Annotated in this window: 1 protein-coding gene and 1 pseudogene; one reads left to right on the top strand and one right to left on the bottom strand. The window is 41.5% G+C overall.

The genetic code is table 11. From position 1 onward, the window contains the following. Window positions 1-329 (bottom strand): helix-turn-helix domain-containing protein (locus tag R8O10_RS24690; RefSeq protein ID WP_318191885.1); only part of this gene is annotated, 329 nt, incomplete at its 3' end. A gap of 346 nt (window positions 330-675) precedes the next feature. Between R8O10_RS24690 and R8O10_RS24685 the strand changes: the two are divergent. Next, a pseudogene (locus R8O10_RS24685) lies at window positions 676-785 on the top strand (IS5/IS1182 family transposase); the annotation flags it as partial.

Here is a 785-nt window from a genome sequence, read left to right as displayed (position 1 = left end):
TCGATTTTGAATTTTTTAAAATCGTCTTGTGCTTGTTGAGGTTGTTTGGGGTGTTTTGAGCGGGAAGTTATCCATGAAAATCCCATGTGGTCGAGTAGGTAATAGATAGAGTCAGGGCGGTAGTGCTTGCCAAATTTTTTCATGATATAAGCGTGGATATCGAAAACAGTCAGTCGTCCGCCTTGTGTATCATTGGTTTTATCTTTTATATCTTGACTCAATTGTTCTTTTTGCTCGGAAGTTAAGAATGGTGATCTTCCTCTTCTTGGCTTTTCTTTGCCGTCCTTCCGTCCCTTCTTAAAGAGAGGTCTGAACCCACTTATTGACACTGGTTCGGCTTACCTTGAGAAACTTGACGATTTGTGTGAGTGAGTCCCGTCATTTGAAATGAGCAAGGGCTAGCAGTGTCATTTTCATCTGAATGGATTTTTGCTGACTTGTGAGCTTTTTAAGTCGACATTAAGGATTTAATGATAGTGGTTTAGGTCGATAAATAGCGAACTGTAGTGGTCAACTAAATTTGGCCACGGTTTTAGAGTTTTCCCAATACAGTCGTTCAGACTCATTGGGTGTCAGCCCACCATTATATTGGTGTGGCCAGAGTTGGCTGTAGTAGCTATATGCTCTCTTGCTTCGCTAAAACTCCGATAATCGGACACTCAAACGCTTACAGCAATGGCTAAGCCTCGCTACAAGACAACCAACTGGAAATACTATAACCAAGCTGTAATTAATCACGGCTCACTGACATTTGGGATGGATGAAAAAAACGTTCAGCTATGGAG

Origin of the sequence: Vibrio sp. 1727 (genome assembly GCF_033344415.1) — a bacterium.
Lineage (GTDB): Bacteria > Pseudomonadota > Gammaproteobacteria > Enterobacterales > Vibrionaceae > Vibrio > Vibrio alginolyticus.
This window is presented reverse-complemented; position numbering and strand designations above follow the sequence as displayed.